Raw genomic sequence first — 19,302 nt, 5'->3', positions numbered from 1 at the left:
CTCCGAAGGCGTCTAGCGACAGGCACGAGGTAACATCTCTGGTTTGACACCCCAAAAGCTTTCCGTCCCGGCAAGGCCGCCGTCCACAGATCTTAGATAAAAGGCAATATTGGTCTACAATGACCGGTTGAGTGAGTCGGGCACAGGGAAGCTGGGATGAGCAATGTCACTCGTCGTGCATTAAGGGTCTACGCCGCGCTTAATGAGCTGAAGGGCAAAGAAAACGATGACGTGCTTGACGCGCTCATTCCATTCTTTGAGCCGATTTTGGCGGTCATGGACGGGAAAGTGTTTGACCCGCACCTTTTCTCAGCAGGTGTCCGAAGGCTTTATCGCTGGCGCTTCACAGGTGATATTGCCGCTACATTCATCCCCCGACTTGAACGACGGGGCTTTCTTAAGCAACAGGCTCGTTCCGCCGCCGGCGTCATCTACTTAGTGCAGTACAGCGAAAAGCCCGTTGAGGCATCGCCAGCGCTTTTGACCGCCTTCGAAAAAATCATAGATGAGTTCGAAAAGTTTCCACCAAAGGTCACGGACCTACTTTCCTATACAAAGACAAGAGAAGAACTCAAAGACATACTCATTCGATTTTTGGTCATGATGGATGCTCCGGGACAAGGGGCGTTTGCACCTCAGTTAGGAGAACTGGAGCCCGGTGGAGCCGCGGTGGAGGTTTTGGCGGGTCTTGAAGAGGGCGGGCATCCTTTAGATTCCAATGACCGTTACATGTGCGCCAAGTTCGTGCAGCAGCTTATGAAACGAAGGCCAGAATTTGTCCCTCACTTGACCCGGCTCAGCTCGATTGGCCTGCTTGCTGAAGTGGTCGAAGATTTTTTGAAACCCACGCACGTAGAAACTAAGACTGACTTGACGGTTATCCTAGATGCACCAATCGCATTGGATTATCTCGGTTGCTCGGGCAAAGCGCTCAAGGATGACATTGCTACAATCGTCTCCGCATTAAAAGACGTGGGCGCTACGTTTGTCGTGCTCCCGGCAAGCTGCGTGGAGATGCAGCACAATCTAAAAAGCATGCTGTCGTTGCCTCCTGAGCTTCGGCGAGGCTACACCCACAACGCAATGCTACGCAAAGAGGTCGCTGGAGATTTCGTACGGGCCGTTATGAACCAGCCCGAAACCGCGCTCAGTAGCGCTGGGATTACGGTTCGACAAATATCGCTCGACACCTATCACCATGCACATAAGTATTTTACGCAGGAACAATTCGATGACTTTCTCGGAAGCATCACATGGGGCAACAACATAAATGCTCGCGAGCATGACGCTACTTGCGCTGCCATTGTGATGCGGCTGCGGGAGGGGCGACAGAGCGCAGACGTGTTCAAGACGCGTCACGTCTTGGTCACTCGCAATCCATCCTTTGTGAGGCATGCCAGAAACTACTGTCTGCAAAGCCGGATGATCAATTCGCTCCAAGAGGGACCTGTAATTCACGCTCGTGAGCTTGCGACGACGGCCTGGTTGAGAACGGGCTTGGGCGCAAGCGAAACGATCCCGCGAGGCCATCTCATCGCAACGTGCGACCGGGTCCTACAAGTTCGCCCCGAAGTCAGAAACGCTCTCGCAGCCCAACTAGCCATCGTAACTCCTGATCGGATCGAACAACTCAATCTTCTAATGCAAGATGCCCGCAGCGTTCAGAAGCTGGCGGACGAGACGCTGAATAATGAAAGTGTTGTGACGGCGGACAACGCGGAGCGCCTTCTAGACGTTATGCGCGAAGCTACGGCCGAGGAACTACGCCAACAGCATCAAGCAGAGATTTTACGGCTCAAAACGGAGAGCGCTGCTAACGTGGAGGCGTATAAAGAGGCGTCGCGCTCAGATTCGGAGCGGGTTAACTCCCAGTTAGATCGCTTGACCACTGAAGTTGCCGCCCTTCAGCAGCGCAATGCTGACGCCGAGGCCCTCGTCAATTCTCAAGTGCGCGGTGTGGTGGCGGCCGTAAACCGCAGAGCGATAGCTATCGAGATTGTCATCGGCGCAATTCTCCTTGCGCTTGGAGCGGTCGGTCTTTTGAACGTGTTCACTGGCGCGCTCCACGAAAATGTTGTTTGGGGAGCGGTATTGCTCGCCTTCGGTGCGGTTGGCTTTGTGAGGGTGTTCTTCGCACTATTGGAACGGCCGATGCCGGCGCTGGCCACGGCCCTCAATTGGTATTGCCGCCGTAAGGTCAGGAAGCAGCTCCTGCAATTAGGCCTTTCGGACGCCGGTGCTTCGCTCACCTACAAAGGAGGGCGCATCGTTGACGTAGAGGGCAGCAAAAAGCCCGCCTCCTAACAGCGGGCTCCTCACCTGACGGATGACCGTTTACGGGTCAGCCCTCATTCTCGGTCAACTAGATCGAAACCTGTTAGTTCCAGCAGCGCCGAGAGATGCTGTAACAGGACTGTGTAACAACGTCTCGACAACGAACCAAAAAGGTGATATAAATCAATCTCTTGCAGATCGGACCCGCCAATCCTTTCCTGGGCACCAAGTGCCCTTGCCCATGATTCGCGAAAAATGCGGGCTCTTGATCCGCTGACCGGTAACACAAACCGGGACTCAGCGCGCACGAGCCATCGAATGTCGGGCAAAGGCTCGACTTTCGAAGTTGTTGCGCAAAACGTTGCGTCTAGCCCTGACACCCTGCTGCAGACCGGGTGCGCTCGCACCGTCAGGCGACAGCGGCATCGAAGCTCGTAATGAAGTCGGACAGACGCTCGCCCTGGATCAGTATGTGATCCCGCAGGCATTGCTCCGCCCTCGCAGAGTCGCCAGCGACGATCGCATCGACGATATTCTGGTGCTCGTTAAATGAATGCGCGACACGTTGGCGAGCGCGCAGTTGCAAACGGCGATATGGCTTCAGGCGATTGTGAAGCTGACGGGCCTGCTCGGCGAGATAGCCGTTATGGCAGGCCTCATAAATCGCGTCGTGGAAGCGCTCGTTGGCGTAATAGTAGGCATCCGAGGCTCCGTTCTTCGCTTCCTCGGCGCACGCTCGATGAGCCTCGAGCAGCCTGCTGCGCTGTTCATCCGTGATTCTTCGGGCGGCGAGGGCGCCGCACATGCCTTCGAGCGCGGCCATCGTCTCGAACCGCTCAACAACTTCCTTGAGGCTAAGGCTCACGACGAACGCGCCGCGGCGGGCGTGCAGTTCGACCATACCAATCGAGGCGAGTTGCATAAGCGCTTCGCGGATCGGGGTACGTGACACCCCGAACCGATCCGCCAAGCTCTGCTCATCAAGACGGTCGCCCGGCTTGAAGTGCCCCGTGACGATGTCCTGCTCAAGTTGATCTCTCAAAGTTTCAGCGCGGCGCATGTCCTTCCCCGAAAACAGGTTTTGCATTCTAGCGGGACCGTCGGTGATTTTTCAATCCCATTATTGTATGCAAGACTGTTGACTTATAACACAAGACGACGTATCCGGTGTGCAACGATAAAAAGCCGGCCTTACGCCATCCGCCGCCGGGGACACCTCGGCCAAGGGCAGGGCCTTCCTCAGGAAACGTTCACGGGAAACGCCAAATGACAGCACAGATGGTTTCGATCTACGCGCTCTGCCTGATGTTCGTGGTGGCCACTATCTGGCCCGTGAACATGGGCGTGCTGGCCTTTGTCGGCGCTTTTCTGGTCGGCACACTCGCAGCCGGTATGTCCAGCAAGGACATCATCGCTGGCTTTCCCGGCAGCTTATTCTTGACCCTGGTCGGCATCACCTTCTTGTTCGCGATCGCGCAGAACAACGGCACCATCGACTGGCTCGTCCGGCTGGCCGTCAAGGCGGTGCGCGGCCGGATCGCAGCGATCCCGTGGATCATGTTTGGCATAACAGCCGCCCTCACCGCAGTCGGCGCAGTGAGCCCGGCTGCAGTGGCAATCGTCGCGCCCATCGCGCTGGGCTTCGCAGCGAAGTATCACATCAACCCGCTGCTCATGGGTCTCCTGGTGATCCACGGTGCGCAAGGCGGCGGCTTTTCCCCGATCAGCATCTACGGCGGCATCACCAACACCATCGTGATGCGGGCCGGGCTCCCCGTCGACGAACTGTTTACGTTCTTCGCGAGCCTCGGCGTGAACTTCGCAGTGTCCCTGCTCCTGTTCTTTCTCATGGGTGGACGCAAACTGCTTTCCGTAAGAGCTGACTTTGCCGAGGCCGGCACCGTCCCCTCCGTCCGGGTGGCAGTCGCACAGCAGGGCCCGCAAGCCTTCGGCGATGCGGAGGCGGAAGCGCTCACAGAAGAGCGGATGCTTGAAAAGGGACGCGGTGATCCCTTGGTGGAAGTTGGTGCCGACGAGGAGCCCGATAACAGCTCCCAGACCTACCGAATGCTCACGTTGGCCGGTCTCGTCGCGTTGGCCGTTCTCGTGCTGGCATTCAATCAGGACATTGGCTTCGTCTCGCTCACAATCGGCCTTGGGTTGTCGCTTATCGCGCCGAACCTGCAGAAGCGCGCTATCGGCCAAGTGAGCTGGCCCGAGATCATGCTGATCACGGGCGTCAGCACGTATGTGACGGTTCTGGAAAAGATGGGGACGATCGCCCTTGTCGGTGACAGCGTCGCGGGTCTCGGCTCGCCTCTATTTGCAGCTTTGCTACTTTGCTTCATCGGCGCAGTAGTATCGGCGTTCGCCTCTTCGACAGCGGTCCTGGGTTCGCTAATTCCACTCGCGGTGCCACTCCTGCAAGCAGGCACGGGCGTGAATCCGGTCGGCTTCGTCGGTGCGATGGCGGTATCCTCGACCATCGTTGATGTCAGTCCGTTCTCGACGAATGGCGCCATAGTACTCGCGACCGCGAAGGGCATCGACCCTCAAGCGTTCTTTCGCAAACTGCTGGGTTACGGAGCCTTGGTGACGGTCGTGGCACCAATTGTTGTCTGGCTAATCTTCATTCTGCCCGGTTAGCGCATCGGCCTTTCGACACCGAGGCCGGCCTTAAGCCGTCCTCATGATTGCTGACGTAGCACCAGTAAGGATCGAGGTCCCATGAGCACGAGATTCTTTCAAGACATGTTGGGCAGCATCGCCGAGCGTGGTCGCCAACTCATCGACCGCTCGTCCGCGCGAGACGTCGGCAAAAGCAGCCGCAAGGGTTCGGAGAGACCATCTGACAGCATCGAGGAGCTGTCCCGGGCCCTGCTGTCTGGAAGGGGCGAAGCTTCCGGCGTCGCCCTGGCTCGGCAACTGCTCGATCGCTACACGGGCCTTCCCGTATCCGACCGCATCAAGTTCTTCCAGCTGCTTGGCCGCGACTTCGGACCCGACCAGCCAGCGCTTCGCGCGGCCTGGAACGAGTACGACAAGAACCCGAGCCCGAAGAGACTACGCGAACTCCTCCGCGCGGTCGAACCGCCGCGTCAGGAGTTATTCCGACGCCTGAACCTCGCTCCTGGGGGCACCAGTGCACTGGTCCAGATGCGCCTTGACCTCGTCGAGCACGGCGGCAAGGCCCCAGAACTCGCCAGCGTTGACGATGATCTCGTCCACCTTCTGTACTCATGGTTCAACCGCGGCTTCCTGATGATGCAGCGCATTAGCTGGTCGTCACCCGCCGACATCCTCGAACGGATCATCCGCTATGAGGCGGTGCACATGATCCAGGGATGGGACGACCTCCGCCGGCGGCTCCAACCGCCCGATCGTCGGTGTTATGCTTTCTTCCATCCCTCACTGGTCGACGAGCCGCTGATATTCGTTGAGGTGGCGCTGGCGAAGGAGATCCCGTCATCCATCCAGACGATACTTGCGGACGATCGCCAGGTCATTCCCGCTGAAGAGGCGACGACAGCGATCTTCTATTCGATCAGCAACTGCCAGCCCGGCCTGCGTGGCATCTCGTTCGGCAACTTTCTGATCAAACAGGTGGTGGAGGATCTTTCTAGCGATCTGCCGTCGCTCAAGACGTTCGTCACGCTCTCACCGGCGCCTGGTTTCGGTTCCTGGCTCAAGCGTGTCGCCCAGAATCCACGTGAAGCCGATCTCGAGGGGATCGACACTGCGGCGATGGCCCGCCTCGAGGATCCGGATTGGCATCGGGAGCTGGCCTTTGCCGAACGTCTTCGCCCGCAACTCATGGGCTTGGCCGCGACCTATTACTTGAAGGCCAAAGCGAAGAACGGGCAGCCGCTCGATCCCGTCGCCCGCTTCCATCTTGGCAACGGCGCCCGATTGGAGCGTCTCAACTGGCTCGGCGATACATCGCCCAAAGGCCTGCAAGAGGCGGCTGGCCTGATGGTCAACTACCTCTACGACCTGAACACCATTGAGGCCAATCACGAGGCCTATGCCAACCAAGGCGCGGTTGCGGCATCGCCCAGCGTCGAACGTCAACTCCGCGAGTTCACATCCACTGCCGCTTGAGAGGTCCGTCATGTCTGGGAATCTGTTTACGATCTTCAAGAATCGTTTTCCTGCCGATCTGTCGAAGGTCTTCTTGTGGCGGCCGGACGGCTCCGCGCTCAGCTATGCGGACCTGGCCGAACTCTCCGGACGCTTCGCAAACGCACTCAAGAGCCTTGGCGTAAAGCCGGGTGACCGTGTGGCGGCACAGGTGGAAAAAAGCGCCGAGGCACTACTGGTCTATCTCGCGGCGTTGCGGGCAGGCGCTGTCTACTTGCCACTCAATTCAGCGTACACCGCGAGTGAAATCCGGTATTTCCTTGGCGATGCCGAGCCGACGCTCTTCATCTGCCGACCCGAGTCCGCCGCAGAGATGCAAGTTGTTGCGACTGAGGTGGGCGTGCCACGGATCGAGACACTCGGATCGAACGGAGAAGGCAGCCTGATGGAGGCCGCCCGGGCACAATCGCCCGCGTTCGAGGATGTCGAGCGTACGCGCGACGATCTTGCCGCCATCCTCTACACCTCCGGCACGACCGGTCGCTCGAAGGGCGCTATGCTCAGCCATGGCAATCTCGCCTCGAACGCTGAAGTCCTCCGCGATCATTGGCGCTTCACGCCCGAGGACCGGCTGCTTCACGCCCTGCCGATCTTCCACACCCATGGCCTCTTCGTCGCGACCAACGTTACGTTGATGACGGGCAGCTCGCTGATCTTCCTTCCAACCTTCAATGCGGAGGAAATCGTACGCCTTCTGCCACAAGCAACCGTCATGATGGGGGTGCCGACGTTCTACACGCGGCTTCTGGCCCGCGACGACTTCGGGCGAGACCTCGTCGCGCACATCCGCCTCTTTGTGTCCGGCTCGGCGCCACTTTCCGCCGAAACGCATAAGGAGTTCGGGGAGCGCACCGGCCACGCCATTCTTGAGCGCTACGGGATGACGGAAACGAACATGAACACGTCAAACCCATACGATGGGGATCGTATTCCCGGCGCCGTTGGGCTGCCGCTCCCCGGTGTCGAGATCCGCATCGCGGACCCGCAGACCGGCCAAGCGATGCCCGACGGAGAGGTGGGCGTGATCGAGATTCGCGGACCCAATGTGTTCAAGGGCTACTGGCAGATGCCGGAGAAGACGCGTGATGAATTTCGCGAAGACGGCTTCTTCATATCCGGCGATCTCGGACGCATCGACGATCGCGGGTATATTTGGATCGTGGGGCGGGCCAAAGACCTGATCATTTCGGGAGGTTTCAACGTCTATCCGGCTGAGGTAGAGGCTGCCATCGAGGCCTTACCGGGCGTGACCGAATGCGCGGTCATCGGCGTGCCTCACGCGGACTTCGGTGAAGGCGTGGTCGCCGTTGTCACGCCGAAGCCGGGGGCGATCCTTGAGGAAAAAGCCATTCTCGCAGCGCTTGCCAATGAACTCGCCAAATTCAAGCAACCAAAGCGAGTTTTTATTGCGACCGAGCTACCCCGCAATGCAATGGGCAAAGTTCAGAAAAAGGATTTGAGAGAGCAGCACGCGAAGACGTTCGATCGCTAGTCTCAAGCGGCGCAGCCGGTCGCAGATCGGTGACCGGCTGCGAGGTGAACGTGCCTAGCGTACCGGAACACCAAAGCGCCATGAGAACTGGTGATCGAGATCTTCGTCCACGTCTCCGCGGAAGCGCGTGTAACGGGCGACTTCGAAGTTCTTCGTATCGTGGCAGGCACTCCCCAGAGCGGCCAATGCATGCCGCAGAAGTCCCTGCCTGGCGTCGTACATGGGGTGCGTTGGTCGGTCTTCGCGCGGGGAATTGCTCGCCAAATCGGCGGGACGTTGAGTAGTCATGGTGATCTCCAAGGTGTCGAGCCTTGGGCGAGCCTCCAAATGTTCTTTCCATTAACGTAAGGACGATTTGCTGCACTGCAAGCGATTCGCCGTGGAATTGGTCGCTGTGAGGTGCGCTGGGTTCGGGGCGCCGGACCACCATGTCTGCGGGCGGACATCTTCTGAAGCGTGAGCGCGCTTGCGATGACGCGCTGGATCGGCGGCTATGCCGCCGGATCCTGATCGGAGTCGTGCGTGTGTCCGTCCGGGCCGCGGCTGAACACGCCATAGTTGCTGGATTTCATCCCGCCGCTGCCGTCGGCGGCAATGACCGTCAGGCCCATCTTCAATAGCTCGCGCACCGCCGCTGCCCGCGTCGGCATCCGGTGTTTGAAGCGGAAATCGTCGATCGCCGTCAGCTCTTCCGGCGAGAGCATCACCTGTAGTCGCTCACCGCGCATGTCGGACATCGAAAAAACTCCAAATGAGTTCATTGAGTAGTTTACTCAACACTTGTCCTTGGCGCTGGTTCCATCAAACGAGATTCAAGCGTCAAGTTAGCTAAATACTTTAACAAAAACAATAAGTTAATGGTTGATTTATGATTTGCGGGAGCGCATGATTTCGGGTGTGGAGTACGCCCCCATGACCGAGAACATCAAGTTGCCGCGCAAGCTGTCCGAAGAGCGGAAGCCGCCGCCTCCGCGACGGCCGAGCCATGCGGACGTCATCGAGCATCTCGACCGCTGGGCCAACAGCCCGGGGCTTCAGCCGCCGACATCGTCCGAAGAGAAGAGGGCCTGAGCCTTGAAAGCAGGCTGAACTCTCCATGATCCGCGAGCAGGAAGTCTCAAGCGTAGGCGGCCATCACTTCACGCGCTCATTGAAAATGGGCTCGATACAAAACAATCGCGGGATTCAATTCGCGCTCTTTGCCGCGAACGCCAGCAGCCGCACCGCTTCTTCCGCGCGCTGGATCGGCACCAGGCTACGATAGGTTCGCGCCAGTAGCAGCGCGCCTTCGAGCTGGCTGAGGACCATCGTGGCGACCAGATCCGCGTCGCCCGACGTCAGGCCGAAGCGGAACAGCCCGCGTTTGATCTCCAGCTCCCATTTCTGGAATGCGGTTCGGGTCGCTGCGCCCAGCACCTCGGATTGCGCGGCTGTTTCAAGTGCCGTGGTCGCGATCGGGCAACCCTCCCTGTAATCGGAGCGTTCAAGGTCCGATGCCATGGCGCGGACGATGCGGACCAGAAAGCTTTCGGCGCTGTCGGATTTTTCCGCGGCCTGCACGATGGCCTGGCGCACGGCTTCGCCGGCAAGCGACAATGCGCCTGCGCCAATCTCCTCCTTGCCCTTTGGGAAATGAAAATACAGCGACCCGCGCGGTGCACCTCCGGCCGCCAGGATGTCGTGCAGCGCGGTGCCGTGATAGCCCTGCTGGCGAAACAGCTTGACCGCGGCGGTCAGTGTTTTCCCTTTGGAATCATCAGCTTTTGCCATGCGCGAAAATATCAATTGCAAATAAGTATGTCGACCTTCATAGTATGTATATCAACATATATATTCCGAAAAAAGCTGATCCACCCGTGGCTTCAGCAATTTTCCGACTGCGGACGGGAGGGATCGATATGAAGAGGTCGCTGGACGTTGCGGCAATCGTACTGACCGCACTGCTGTTACTCGCATTCGCGGCCCTGTCATTGCGCGGCCTGATCGCGCCGGAACAGGCGTCGGCCCGTTTCGGCGCGCCGGTTGCCGATGCCGCCGGCAGCCTGTTTTATCGGGTCTACCTGTCACGCAATCTCGTCATCGTCATTACCGGCGCGATATTCCTGCTCACGCGACAATGGACACCGCTCGCCATTCTTCTGACTGTGACGACGGCCCTACCGGTGTTCGACATGACGGTACTGTCTTCGAACGGCGTGACCCCGCCGGTCTTTCACCCGCTTGCGTTGGCGCTGATCGCAATCACCGCCGCGCTGGCGTGGCGAAGGGTGGCCGCCGGCAAGGGCTAGTGTCCGCGCCATCGAAGGGCGCTTCCGGCAAAATAGCCATCCGCCTGAGGCCAAAAACCGCTGCGAAAAGCCGGTCTTTGCGGTTTTGGTGGCAGCCAGCCGCTCGCCTCGCGCGGTTTTGGGCGCTAGTGTTTCGGTCGAATCGACTGATGACACGAGGCTTTCCTACATGACCATCCGCCTGCATCGCGGCGATCTGCCCGATTTGTCCCGCTACAAGGATTCGGTGGCGATCGATACCGAGACCATGGGGCTCAACCCGCATCGCGACCGGCTCTGCGTGGTGCAGATGTCGAACGGCGACGGCAGCGCCGACGTCATCCAGATTCCCAACGGCCACACCGACGCGCCGAACCTGAAGGCGCTGCTGGCCAATCCGAACGTCACGAAAATCTTTCACTTCGCGCGGTTCGATCTGGCCGCACTTTACAACGCGTTCGGCGTGATGCCGCAGCCGGTCTATTGCACCAAGATCGCTTCGCGGCTGACGCGCACCTATACCGACCGGCACGGCCTGAAGGATCTGGTGCGCGAAGTCCTCAACATCGACCTGTCGAAGCAGCAGCAGTCGAGCGACTGGGGTTCGGCGAGCCTCAGCGAGGCGCAGCTCGCTTATGCCGCGTCCGACGTGCTGCATCTGCACGGCTTGCGCGAGCGCCTCGATGCCATGCTGGCGCGCGAAGGCCGCAACGAACTGGCGCAGGCCTGTTTCGACTTCCTGCCGACCCGCGCCAAGCTCGATCTCGGCGGCTGGGAGGCCGAGGACATCTTCGCGCATTCGTGACCGGGACCATTTGAAGCGGTACGGCTGCCCGCTTCCGCCCCGTTTCGGTCACACTCATCGCGCGTGTTCGGGCTGCATAATCCTGCGATTGCGGGTAGAATGACGCTTCCTTGGCGTCATGGCGCCCCCTCTTGGAGCCCCGGTGAACTCGGTACAGAACCCAGCCTATGTCACCGGAATGGAGGCCCGCTTTGCGGCGGCCGCCCGCCACAGCCGGATGGTGCGGATGCTGCGGGTCGCGGTCCCGGCGGCCGTGTTGCTGGCCCTGGCCAGCATCGTCCTGATCCAGGTCTTCGTGAACCCGTTCCAGACGGGGCTGAAGTTGCCCGTCGACATCAGCAATCTCGTGGTGTCAGGCACCAAGATCACCATGGAAACGCCGCACCTTGCGGGTTTCTCGACCGATCAGCGTCCCTACGAAGTGTGGGCCAAGTCCGCGATCCAGGATCTGACAGACCCTGACCATGTCGAACTCAGGACGCTGCGCGCCAAGGTCATGATGGAGGACAAGAGCACGGTGACGATGGATGCGCGCACCGGATTTTTCGACAGCAAGCAGCAGATGCTGGACCTGCGCAAGGACATCTTCCTGCAATCCTCCACCGGCTACGAGGCCAAGCTTTCGCAGGCCTATATCGACATCAACAAGGGAACGGTGACGTCGGACGAGCATGTCGACGTCAAATTGCTCAACGGGACGCTCACCGCCGACCGGCTCAGGATCATCAACAGCGGCGAGATCGTTCGTTTCGAAGGCAATGTCGTGATGAACCTGATCATGGAAAGCCCTGCGGCGCCCGAGCCCGAGCCTGAACCGGCGCCACCACCGAGGACACGGTCCGTCACCGGCAAGTCGTCAAACACGAAATGAAATTTATGATGCAGTTCCTCTCGCGCAGTTTTGCGGACGCGGCGCTTGCGCTCGCGTTGATCGCCTCCGGCGACGCCTTGGCGCAAGGCGCCATGTCGGGCGTGCCGAACGCGATGCAGGGCTTTTCGCAGAACCGCGACCAGCCGATTCAGATCGAGGCGGCGTCGCTCGAAATGCGCGACAAGAAAAAGGAGGCGACCTTCTCCGGAAACGTTAAGGTCGTGCAGGGCGACACCACCATGACCTCGAAATCGCTGGTGGTGTTCTACGATTCCGGCCCGGCGCCAGCGACGCCTGCGCCGGCCGCGCCCGCCGCACCGAAGGGATCGAAATCCGGGCCGATGCAGTCCGCAACCCCCGGCCCCGGCGGCAGTTCGTCGATCCGCCGGCTGGAAGCCAGGGGCTCTGTCGTGGTCACGCAGAAGGACCAGGTCGTGACCGGGGATACTGCGATCTTCGACACGCGGGCCAACCTCATCACCATGGCCGGTGGGGTCGTGCTCACCCAGTGCAAGAACGTGCTCAAAGGCGACCGCCTCAAGGTCGACATGACGACCGGCGTGTCGCGCGTCGAATCCGACGGCGGCAAGGTGCAGGGCATGTTCATCCAGGGAGAGAATTGCGGGTCGGGATCGGGCGGGTCGAAGCAGGCTCCGGCTCCGGTACAGATACCGTCGCTGATCCCTGGTAAAAAATAATATAGATCAATGCCTTGAAGAATATTTGGGGCCGCTACGGTTGAAGCCGGTAGCGCGAGCCTGTATCTACTGGGCAGGGCGCACGGCGGGTGTTTCGCTGGGCAGGGGACATCCATTCATTCATGTTCGCCAGCGAAGCGATTCGCCGTCGGACGCGTCGCGGAATCACCGTGAAAGGCGTAAGCGAAGCGGGATGGTGGATTTATTCGGCATGTTCCGTCGACGCCCCGCGAAACGCGGTGCCCCCGGGTTTGCGCGTTCGCGCGACGACATCACCACGCTCGGCGATTCCTTCGGCGACATGCTGACGAGCCCGGTGCGTGATGCGCCGTCGAAGGCGCGTTCCGCCGCGCTGCCTGGGCTGGAATTGCCGCCTGACGTCGAACCGCCGCGCGAACCGCGTCCACGTGCGCAACCCCGTCCCAAGGCCAATGGCGGCGAAGCGCCGCGCCCGGTCAAGCGGCCCGGCTTCCTCGCGGTGCATAGCGTGGAAAAGAGTTTCGGCACGCGACAGGTGGTGCGCGGCGTCAGCATCTATGTCCGCCGCGGCGAAGCCGTCGGCCTGTTGGGTCCGAACGGCGCCGGCAAGACCACGGTGTTCTACATGATCACCGGGTTGATCAAGGCGGATCGCGGCGCCATCGAACTCGACGGCCACGACGTGACCAGGCTGCCGATGTATCAGCGCGCGCGGCTCGGCATCGGCTACCTGCCGCAGGAAGCCTCGATCTTCCGCGGCCTCACCGTCGAGCAGAATATCCGCGCCGTGCTCGAGGTCGTCGAGCCCAACAGGAAGAAGCGCGAGGCGGAACTCAATTCGCTGCTCGAGGAATTCAACATCACGCGGCTGCGCAAGTCGCCATCGATCGCGCTGTCCGGCGGCGAGCGCCGCCGCGTCGAAATCGCGCGCGCGCTGGCGACGCGCCCGAACTACATGCTGCTCGACGAGCCCTTCGCCGGCATCGACCCGATCGCGGTCGGCGACATTCAGGATCTGGTCCGCCACCTCACCAACCGCGGCATCGGCGTCCTGATCACCGACCACAATGTGCGGGAAACGCTCGGCCTGACCGACCGCGCCTATATCGTCTATGCCGGGCAGATATTGACCGAGGGCAGTCCGGAAGAAATCGTCAACGATCCGGATGTACGCCGCCTTTACCTTGGCGAGGAATTCCGGCTTTAGCCAAACGGTGCGACGGTTTGGCGATAAAGTATTGCTTTCACTTGTGAATTTAACGCGCGGCCGACCTGAACCCGGGTTCCCATTTTAGCGGATCGCGCTATAGCCCAATTTTTGCATCCGTCAAGCCGTGTACAAGGGCCTGGGACTAATATAAGCAAGAATCGGACCAACTTTCAGTGGATCGGTTCTTGGCTTCATGGCGCTAACGCAGAGATTAGAGTTCCGTCAGTCGCAGTCGCTGGTGATGACGCCGCAACTGATGCAGGCGATCAAGCTGCTGCAATTGTCGAATCTCGACCTGTCGGCCTTCGTCGAGGAGGAACTGGAGCGTAATCCGCTGCTGGATCGGGCCAGCGACGGCCCCGAAGCCCCGGTGGCGGGCGAGCCGGCCACTGAGCGTGCCGAATTCTCCGATTCGGGCGATTCCGGCAGCTATGGCGACGAGGGCGGGGATACCTTCGATATGGCGTCAGGTTCCGCTGGCGAGGCCTTCGAGCCCGGCCAGGAGGACTGGCTGAACCGCGACCTCGGCAGCCGTACCGAGATAGAGCAGACGCTGGACACCCCGCTCGACAACGTTTTTTCCGAAGAGCCGGCCGAAGCCGCCGCCCGCGTGGCGCAGGATGCGGCACCGACCGCCTACACCGAATGGGGCGGCGGCGCCTCCAACGACGACGACTACAATCTGGAAGCCTTCGTTGCCGCCGAGGTGACGCTCGGCAGCCACCTTGCCGAGCAGCTCGCGGTGGCGTTCAGCGGGCCGGCGCAGCGCATGATCGGGCAGTATCTGATCGATCTCGTCGACGATGCCGGCTATCTGCCGGCGGATCTGGGGCAGGCCGCGGAGCGGCTGGGCGCCTCGCAGGCGGACGTCGATGCCGTGGTCTCAGTGCTGCAGAAATTCGATCCGCCCGGCGTCTGTGCGCGGAATCTGAGCGAGTGCCTCGCAATCCAGCTCCGCGAACTCAACCGCTACGACCCCGCCATGCAAGCGCTGGTAGAAAATCTCGATCTCCTGGCCAGGCGCGACGTCGCCTCGTTGCGAAAATTGTGCGGCGTCGACGACGAAGACATCACCGACATGATCGGTGAAATCCGCCGCCTCGATCCCAAGCCCGGCCTGAAGTTCGGTTCGGCGCGGACGCAAACCATGGTGCCGGACGTCTATGTGCGGCCCGGCCCGGACGGCGGCTGGCATGTCGAACTCAACAGCGACACGTTGCCGCGCGTGCTGGTCAATCAGGTCTATTACACCGAGCTGTCGAAGACGATCCGCAAGGACGGCGACAAATCCTATTTCAGCGACTGTCTGCAGAACGCCACCTGGCTGGTCCGCGCGCTCGACCAGCGCGCCCGCACCATCCTGAAGGTCGCCACCGAAATCGTGCGTCAGCAGGACGGCTTCTTCACGCATGGCGTCGCGCATTTGCGGCCGCTGAATCTCAAAGCGGTGGCGGATGCGATCCAGATGCACGAATCGACGGTGTCGCGGGTAACCGCCAACAAATATATGGCGACGAATCGCGGCAGCTTTGAATTGAAATATTTCTTCACCGCCTCGATCGCGTCGGCCGACGGCGGCGAGGCCCATTCGGCGGAGGCGGTCCGCCACCACATCAAGCTGTTGATCGACGCGGAAGCGCCCGCTGCGATCCTCTCCGACGATACCATCGTGGAACGATTGCGCGAATCCGGCATTGATATTGCCCGCCGCACGGTCGCGAAATACCGCGAAGCCATGCGCATTCCTTCCTCGGTGCAACGCCGCCGCGACAAACAGAGTATGCTCGGTAACGCGCTTTCAGCCCCTGCCACCTCCTCCGACCGGTCCCGCGATACGGCCCCGGCCTGATTGCGTTCGTCCCAAATCGCGATAATCTCGGTTCCCCGCCAGCGCAGCTCCAGGAAAGGGGGCACCGGTTCATCGAAAGGACTCACCCTCCAACATCAACAGCCTGAGTAGTCGAGGAATCAAGCGAGGCATCAAATGACCCTTCGAATCTCCGGGAAAAGCATCAGTGTCGGCGACGCGCTTCGTTCGCGCGTCAGCGATCGCACCGATGAGGTCCTGCGAAAATATTTCGACGGCAACTATTCCGGTCACATCACGCTGAGCAAGGATGGTTTCGGCTTCCGCACCGACTGCGCACTGCACTTGGATTCCGGGATTACGCTGGAGGCCGATTCGAACGCAACCGATGCCTATGCCAGCGCGGATCAGGCGCTCCTGATGATCGAGAAGCGGCTGCGCCGCTACAAGAGCCGGCTGAAGGACCGTTCGGCCCGCAAGACCTATGCCGCCAACGCGGCGCTGGCGGATATCGACGCGCCGAGCTACGTGATCGAGGCGCCGGCGGAAGGCGACGAGGAGGTCACCACCTACAGCCCCGTCATCATTGCCGAGGCGACCACCTCGCTGAAGCGGCTTTCGGTCAGCGAAGCGGTCATGGAGCTGGATCTGACCGGGGCTGCCTGCATCGTGTTCCAGCATGGCTCCAGCGGCCGGGTGAACATCATTTACCGGCGCACGGACGGCAATGTTGGATGGGTCGACCCCCCGGCGGTTACCCCTTGAGATATATGCCGGCAAGAATTGACGCCCATGGCCGCCCTCCCTATGGTCCGTCGCCCGTAAGGTTAGAGTGCAGGAACCCATCGTGGGAGTTGGCACCGGCCATGGGTTGGAGTAGAAGCCCACCAAATCGGGACCCGGGCCTAAACCCGCCTCCCGTCTCACCTTCTTGAAGCCTCGGCTCTAGAACCTATCTCGCAACCTGACGGTTAATTCACCTCGGAACGCCCCATGACGATTACCGATCTGGTCGCACCCGAGGCGATTCTCCCCGCTTTGAAGGTCATCAGCAAGAAGCAGGCACTGCAGGAGCTCGCGGCGCGCGCCTCCGCCTTGACCGGACAGAACGAACGCTCGGTGTTCGAGGTGCTGTTGCAGCGCGAGAAACTGGGCACCACCGCAGTCGGCTACGGCGTCGCCATTCCGCACGGCAAGCTGCCAAAGCTGGAAAAGCTGTTCGGGTTCTTTGCCCGGCTGGAACGCCCGATCGATTTCGAGGCGATGGACGGCCAGCCGGTCGACCTGATCTTCCTGCTGCTGGCGCCGGAAGGCGCGGGCGCCGATCACCTGAAGGCGCTGGCACGAATCGCGCGGCTGTTGCGCGACCAGGACGTCGCCAAGAAGCTGCGTGCCTCGCGCGATGCCCAGGCGATCTATTCGGTGCTCGCCCTGCCGCCGGCGAGCGCGGCCTAGTTCCTTCGGCTGGAGCAGGCGATTCCCCGCCGGGTAGTACGCCGGGTAAACGCAATTTTAAGCTAAATGGCAGTTATTGCGTTCGCTGGGATTTTTATTCACCCGGAGAACATTGCCATGACGCAGCGGCTGACGATTTCGCGCGCGATATTGATTTTTGGACTGGTTACCGCATTAGGCCTCGGTGCCGTGATTGCCACCAGTGTTTACGGGCTGTCGCAGCTCAAGGTCGGCGGCCCGCTCTACAACCAGCTCAAGCTCGGCAACGACCTCATCGCCGACATCCTGCCGCCGCCGGAATACGTCATCGAAGCCTATCTCGAGGCTACCCTCGTGCTGCACGATCCGGCGCAGCTTGCGGCGCACCGCGACAGGATAGCGCAGCTCAAGAAGGAATATGACGAGCGCCACGAATTCTGGGTGAAGTCCGATCTCGAGCCGACACTGAAGACCAAGCTCGTGGAAAAATCCCACAACCAAGTGCAGCGCTTCTGGACCGCGATTCAGGAAGGCTTGCTGCCCGCATTATCCAAGGCCGACAGTGCCGCGGCGACGAAATCCTACGCGGAGATCGCCGCACGTTACGCCGCGCACCGCGCCATCATCGACGACATCGTCAAGCAAACCACCGATCAGAACGCGGCGACGGAGGTTGCTGCGACCGATCGCGTCAGCATGTTCACCCTGCTGCTGTGGGGTGTTTCCGCGGTGGTGTTTCTCATCATCGGTGCGGGCATCTTTGGCGTGGCATTCGGCGTGATTCGTCCGATCGCGGCGATGACTGCCGTGATGAAGGGGCTGGCCGGCGGCGACCTCGATGTTTCGGTCCCGGCGCTCAGCCGCGGCGACGAAGTGGGCGCCATGGCGCGCGCGGTCCAGGTCTTCAAGGACAACGCGCAGCGCGTTCAGTCGATGGAGCAGGCGCAGGCCGGCTTGAAGCTGAAGGCGGAAGGCGATCGCAAGGCCGCGATGCAGCAGATGGCGGACGGTTTCGATTTCGCGATCGGAAAAATCATCCAGACCGTATCGACCGCCTCGTCCGAACTCGAATCATCGGCCGGACAGCTCACCAAGACTGCCGAAGTGACCCAGGTGCTTTCGGCAACCGTCGCCTCCGCATCGGAGCAATCCTCGGCCAACGCGCAGTCCGCCGCGGCGGCCGCGGAAGAGATGGCCTCGTCGGTGTCGGAGATCAGCCGCCAGGTGCAGGATTCGCACAAGATATCGCGCGAGGCGGTGAGCCAGGTCGAGCAGACCAATGCGCGGATTGCCGATCTCGCCCAGTCCGCCAGCCGGATCGGCGAAGTGGTCAAGATGATCAGCGCGGTCGCCGAGCAGACCAACCTGTTGGCGCTGAACGCGACGATCGAGGCGGCGCGCGCCGGCGAGGCGGGACGGGGATTTGCCGTCGTCGCCTCCGAGGTCAAGGCGCTTGCTGCGCAGACCGCGAAAGCGACCGAGGAAATCTCGGAGCAGATCGGCCAGATGCAGTCGGCGACCAATCAGTCGGTATCTGCGATTGCCGAAATCGGCGGCACGATCGGCCGCATCGCGGAAATCTCGCAGGCGATCGCGGCAGCCGTGGAAGAGCAGGGCGCCACGACGCAGGAAATCTCGCGCAACGTGCAGCAGGCCGCGCAGGGCGCCACCCAGGTCGCGGGCAGCATCACCGACGTCAACCGCGGGGCGACCGATACCGGTTTGGCATCGACGCATGTGCACGGGCTGGCCCGGTCCCTGCTGGGGCAGAGCAATCATCTCAAGGGCGAGGTGGAGAAATTCCTCTCGACCGTGCGCGCGGCGTGAGGTTCTCGGCGAGCGCTCTCGCGGCGAATGCATCTCCGTATTCAAAGCAGGCAAGTCTTGAAGCGCAAAAAAATACGCGGGCCGATCCCAAGGATCGTGCCCGCGTATGATGAACTCTCGTTGCGGCCTCAATCAGCCGTCAATTCAACGACTGCCGAATTGATGAAGCAGCACGCGCTGCGTTAGCGACGACAGCAGCACGCGCCGCGTGTCAGTGCACGCTGACGGCCTGAAGCTCGTTGCTCCATGCATTGGCGATCGCAGCCTCACGGCTGTCGGTCAGCATGATCGGGGTGCCGTCGGCGGCATGCAGCGCGAACAGCTTCAGCCCTGGCGCGATTTTCGGCGCCTGCGGAAACAGCCCCGGCACGTCCTCGGAACGGACTTGCTTCACATAGGCGATGTGGCCTTCACCAAGATGGGCCAGCGCCTCGACGGAAACCTTTTCAGGTTCGAACGTAACACTCACTTCACTCATGGTCTCGACTCCTTCTGGGT

General features: G+C 60.9%; 19 protein-coding genes. 14 read left to right on the top strand and 5 right to left on the bottom strand.

Annotated features, from left to right (window positions below; all coding sequences use genetic code 11):
- Positions 1-156 precede the first annotated feature (156 nt).
- Positions 157-2,304 (top strand): hypothetical protein, encoded by a 2,148-nt coding sequence (locus tag ACVWVY_RS05790; RefSeq protein ID WP_456625473.1) that lies wholly within the window; start codon positions 157-159, stop codon positions 2,302-2,304.
- 379 nt (positions 2,305-2,683) lie between these two features.
- On the opposite strand, the gene ACVWVY_RS05785 is transcribed toward ACVWVY_RS05790, so the two are convergent.
- On the bottom strand, positions 2,684-3,334 hold the full coding sequence (locus ACVWVY_RS05785) for a GntR family transcriptional regulator (protein ID WP_456625472.1): 651 nt from the start codon (positions 3,332-3,334) through the stop codon (positions 2,684-2,686).
- A 206-nt stretch (positions 3,335-3,540) separates the two neighbouring features.
- Here ACVWVY_RS05785 and ACVWVY_RS05780 point away from each other — a divergent pair, with 206 nt between their 5' ends.
- From ACVWVY_RS05780 to ACVWVY_RS05770, 3 genes are all read left to right on the top strand, one after another.
- Positions 3,541-4,920 carry an SLC13 family permease gene (locus ACVWVY_RS05780; RefSeq protein WP_456625471.1) on the top strand — a complete coding sequence of 460 codons (1,380 nt, stop codon included), beginning with the start codon at positions 3,541-3,543 and terminating at the stop codon, positions 4,918-4,920.
- Between the two features lie 81 nt (positions 4,921-5,001).
- Complete coding sequence (locus tag ACVWVY_RS05775; RefSeq protein ID WP_456625470.1) at positions 5,002-6,375, top strand: malonyl-CoA decarboxylase; 1,374 nt, start codon at positions 5,002-5,004, stop codon at positions 6,373-6,375.
- A gap of 10 nt (positions 6,376-6,385) precedes the next feature.
- Positions 6,386-7,906, top strand: coding sequence for a malonate--CoA ligase (locus ACVWVY_RS05770; protein ID WP_456625469.1), 1,521 nt, complete (start codon positions 6,386-6,388; stop codon positions 7,904-7,906).
- A gap of 54 nt (positions 7,907-7,960) precedes the next feature.
- Here the strand turns inward: ACVWVY_RS05770 and ACVWVY_RS05765 are convergent, their stop codons facing one another.
- Together ACVWVY_RS05765 and ACVWVY_RS05760 are read right to left on the bottom strand one after the other, a co-directional pair.
- A complete protein-coding gene (locus ACVWVY_RS05765; protein ID WP_456625468.1) occupies positions 7,961-8,194 on the bottom strand; it encodes a hypothetical protein in 234 nt (77 codons plus the stop codon).
- Between the two features lie 203 nt (positions 8,195-8,397).
- A complete protein-coding gene (locus ACVWVY_RS05760; RefSeq protein WP_456625467.1) occupies positions 8,398-8,643 on the bottom strand; it encodes a hypothetical protein in 246 nt (81 codons plus the stop codon).
- A 175-nt stretch (positions 8,644-8,818) separates the two neighbouring features.
- Here ACVWVY_RS05760 and ACVWVY_RS05755 point away from each other — a divergent pair, with 175 nt between their 5' ends.
- Positions 8,819-8,977, top strand: coding sequence for a hypothetical protein (locus ACVWVY_RS05755; RefSeq protein WP_456625466.1), 159 nt, complete (start codon positions 8,819-8,821; stop codon positions 8,975-8,977).
- 114 nt (positions 8,978-9,091) lie between these two features.
- Here the strand turns inward: ACVWVY_RS05755 and ACVWVY_RS05750 are convergent, their stop codons facing one another.
- Entirely contained in the window at positions 9,092-9,676 is a 585-nt protein-coding gene (locus ACVWVY_RS05750; protein WP_456625465.1) for a TetR/AcrR family transcriptional regulator, read from the bottom strand.
- 128 nt (positions 9,677-9,804) lie between these two features.
- On the opposite strand from ACVWVY_RS05750, the gene ACVWVY_RS05745 reads away from it, so the two are divergent.
- The 9 genes from ACVWVY_RS05745 to ACVWVY_RS05705 all read left to right on the top strand — a co-directional run bounded on the left by ACVWVY_RS05745 (position 9,805) and on the right by ACVWVY_RS05705 (position 18,804).
- A complete protein-coding gene (locus ACVWVY_RS05745; protein WP_456625464.1) occupies positions 9,805-10,194 on the top strand; it encodes a DUF4267 domain-containing protein in 390 nt (129 codons plus the stop codon).
- 169 nt (positions 10,195-10,363) lie between these two features.
- Positions 10,364-10,978: a ribonuclease D gene (locus ACVWVY_RS05740; RefSeq protein ID WP_456625463.1), complete on the top strand. Its 615-nt coding sequence runs from the start codon at positions 10,364-10,366 to the stop codon at positions 10,976-10,978.
- Positions 10,979-11,120: 142 nt separating this feature from the next.
- Positions 11,121-11,849 (top strand): LPS export ABC transporter periplasmic protein LptC, encoded by a 729-nt coding sequence (lptC, locus tag ACVWVY_RS05735; protein WP_456625462.1) that lies wholly within the window; start codon positions 11,121-11,123, stop codon positions 11,847-11,849.
- On the top strand, positions 11,846-12,547 hold the full coding sequence (locus ACVWVY_RS05730; RefSeq protein ID WP_456625461.1) for an LptA/OstA family protein: 702 nt from the start codon (positions 11,846-11,848) through the stop codon (positions 12,545-12,547). Before lptC ends, ACVWVY_RS05730 begins: the two co-directional genes overlap by 4 nt.
- A 193-nt stretch (positions 12,548-12,740) precedes the next feature.
- Positions 12,741-13,733 carry an LPS export ABC transporter ATP-binding protein gene (gene lptB / locus ACVWVY_RS05725; protein WP_456625460.1) on the top strand — a complete coding sequence of 331 codons (993 nt, stop codon included), beginning with the start codon at positions 12,741-12,743 and terminating at the stop codon, positions 13,731-13,733.
- Between the two features lie 196 nt (positions 13,734-13,929).
- Positions 13,930-15,585 carry an RNA polymerase factor sigma-54 gene (rpoN, locus tag ACVWVY_RS05720; protein ID WP_456625459.1) on the top strand — a complete coding sequence of 552 codons (1,656 nt, stop codon included), beginning with the start codon at positions 13,930-13,932 and terminating at the stop codon, positions 15,583-15,585.
- Positions 15,586-15,720: 135 nt separating this feature from the next.
- Positions 15,721-16,308 (top strand): ribosome hibernation-promoting factor, HPF/YfiA family, encoded by a 588-nt coding sequence (gene hpf, locus ACVWVY_RS05715; RefSeq protein ID WP_456625458.1) that lies wholly within the window; start codon positions 15,721-15,723, stop codon positions 16,306-16,308.
- Between the two features lie 228 nt (positions 16,309-16,536).
- On the top strand, positions 16,537-16,998 hold the full coding sequence (gene ptsN, locus ACVWVY_RS05710) for a PTS IIA-like nitrogen regulatory protein PtsN (protein WP_108512713.1): 462 nt from the start codon (positions 16,537-16,539) through the stop codon (positions 16,996-16,998).
- A 117-nt stretch (positions 16,999-17,115) separates the two neighbouring features.
- Positions 17,116-18,804, top strand: a complete 1,689-nt coding sequence (locus ACVWVY_RS05705; protein WP_456625457.1) for a methyl-accepting chemotaxis protein — start codon at positions 17,116-17,118, stop codon at positions 18,802-18,804.
- Between the two features lie 211 nt (positions 18,805-19,015).
- Here ACVWVY_RS05705 and ACVWVY_RS05700 read toward each other — a convergent pair whose 3' ends face one another.
- On the bottom strand, positions 19,016-19,282 hold the full coding sequence (locus tag ACVWVY_RS05700) for a BQ00720 family protein (RefSeq protein WP_456625456.1): 267 nt from the start codon (positions 19,280-19,282) through the stop codon (positions 19,016-19,018).
- Between the last annotated feature and the right edge of the window lie 20 nt (positions 19,283-19,302).

The organism is Bradyrhizobium sp. URHC0002, from assembly GCF_054059515.1.
This window is presented reverse-complemented; position numbering and strand designations above follow the sequence as displayed.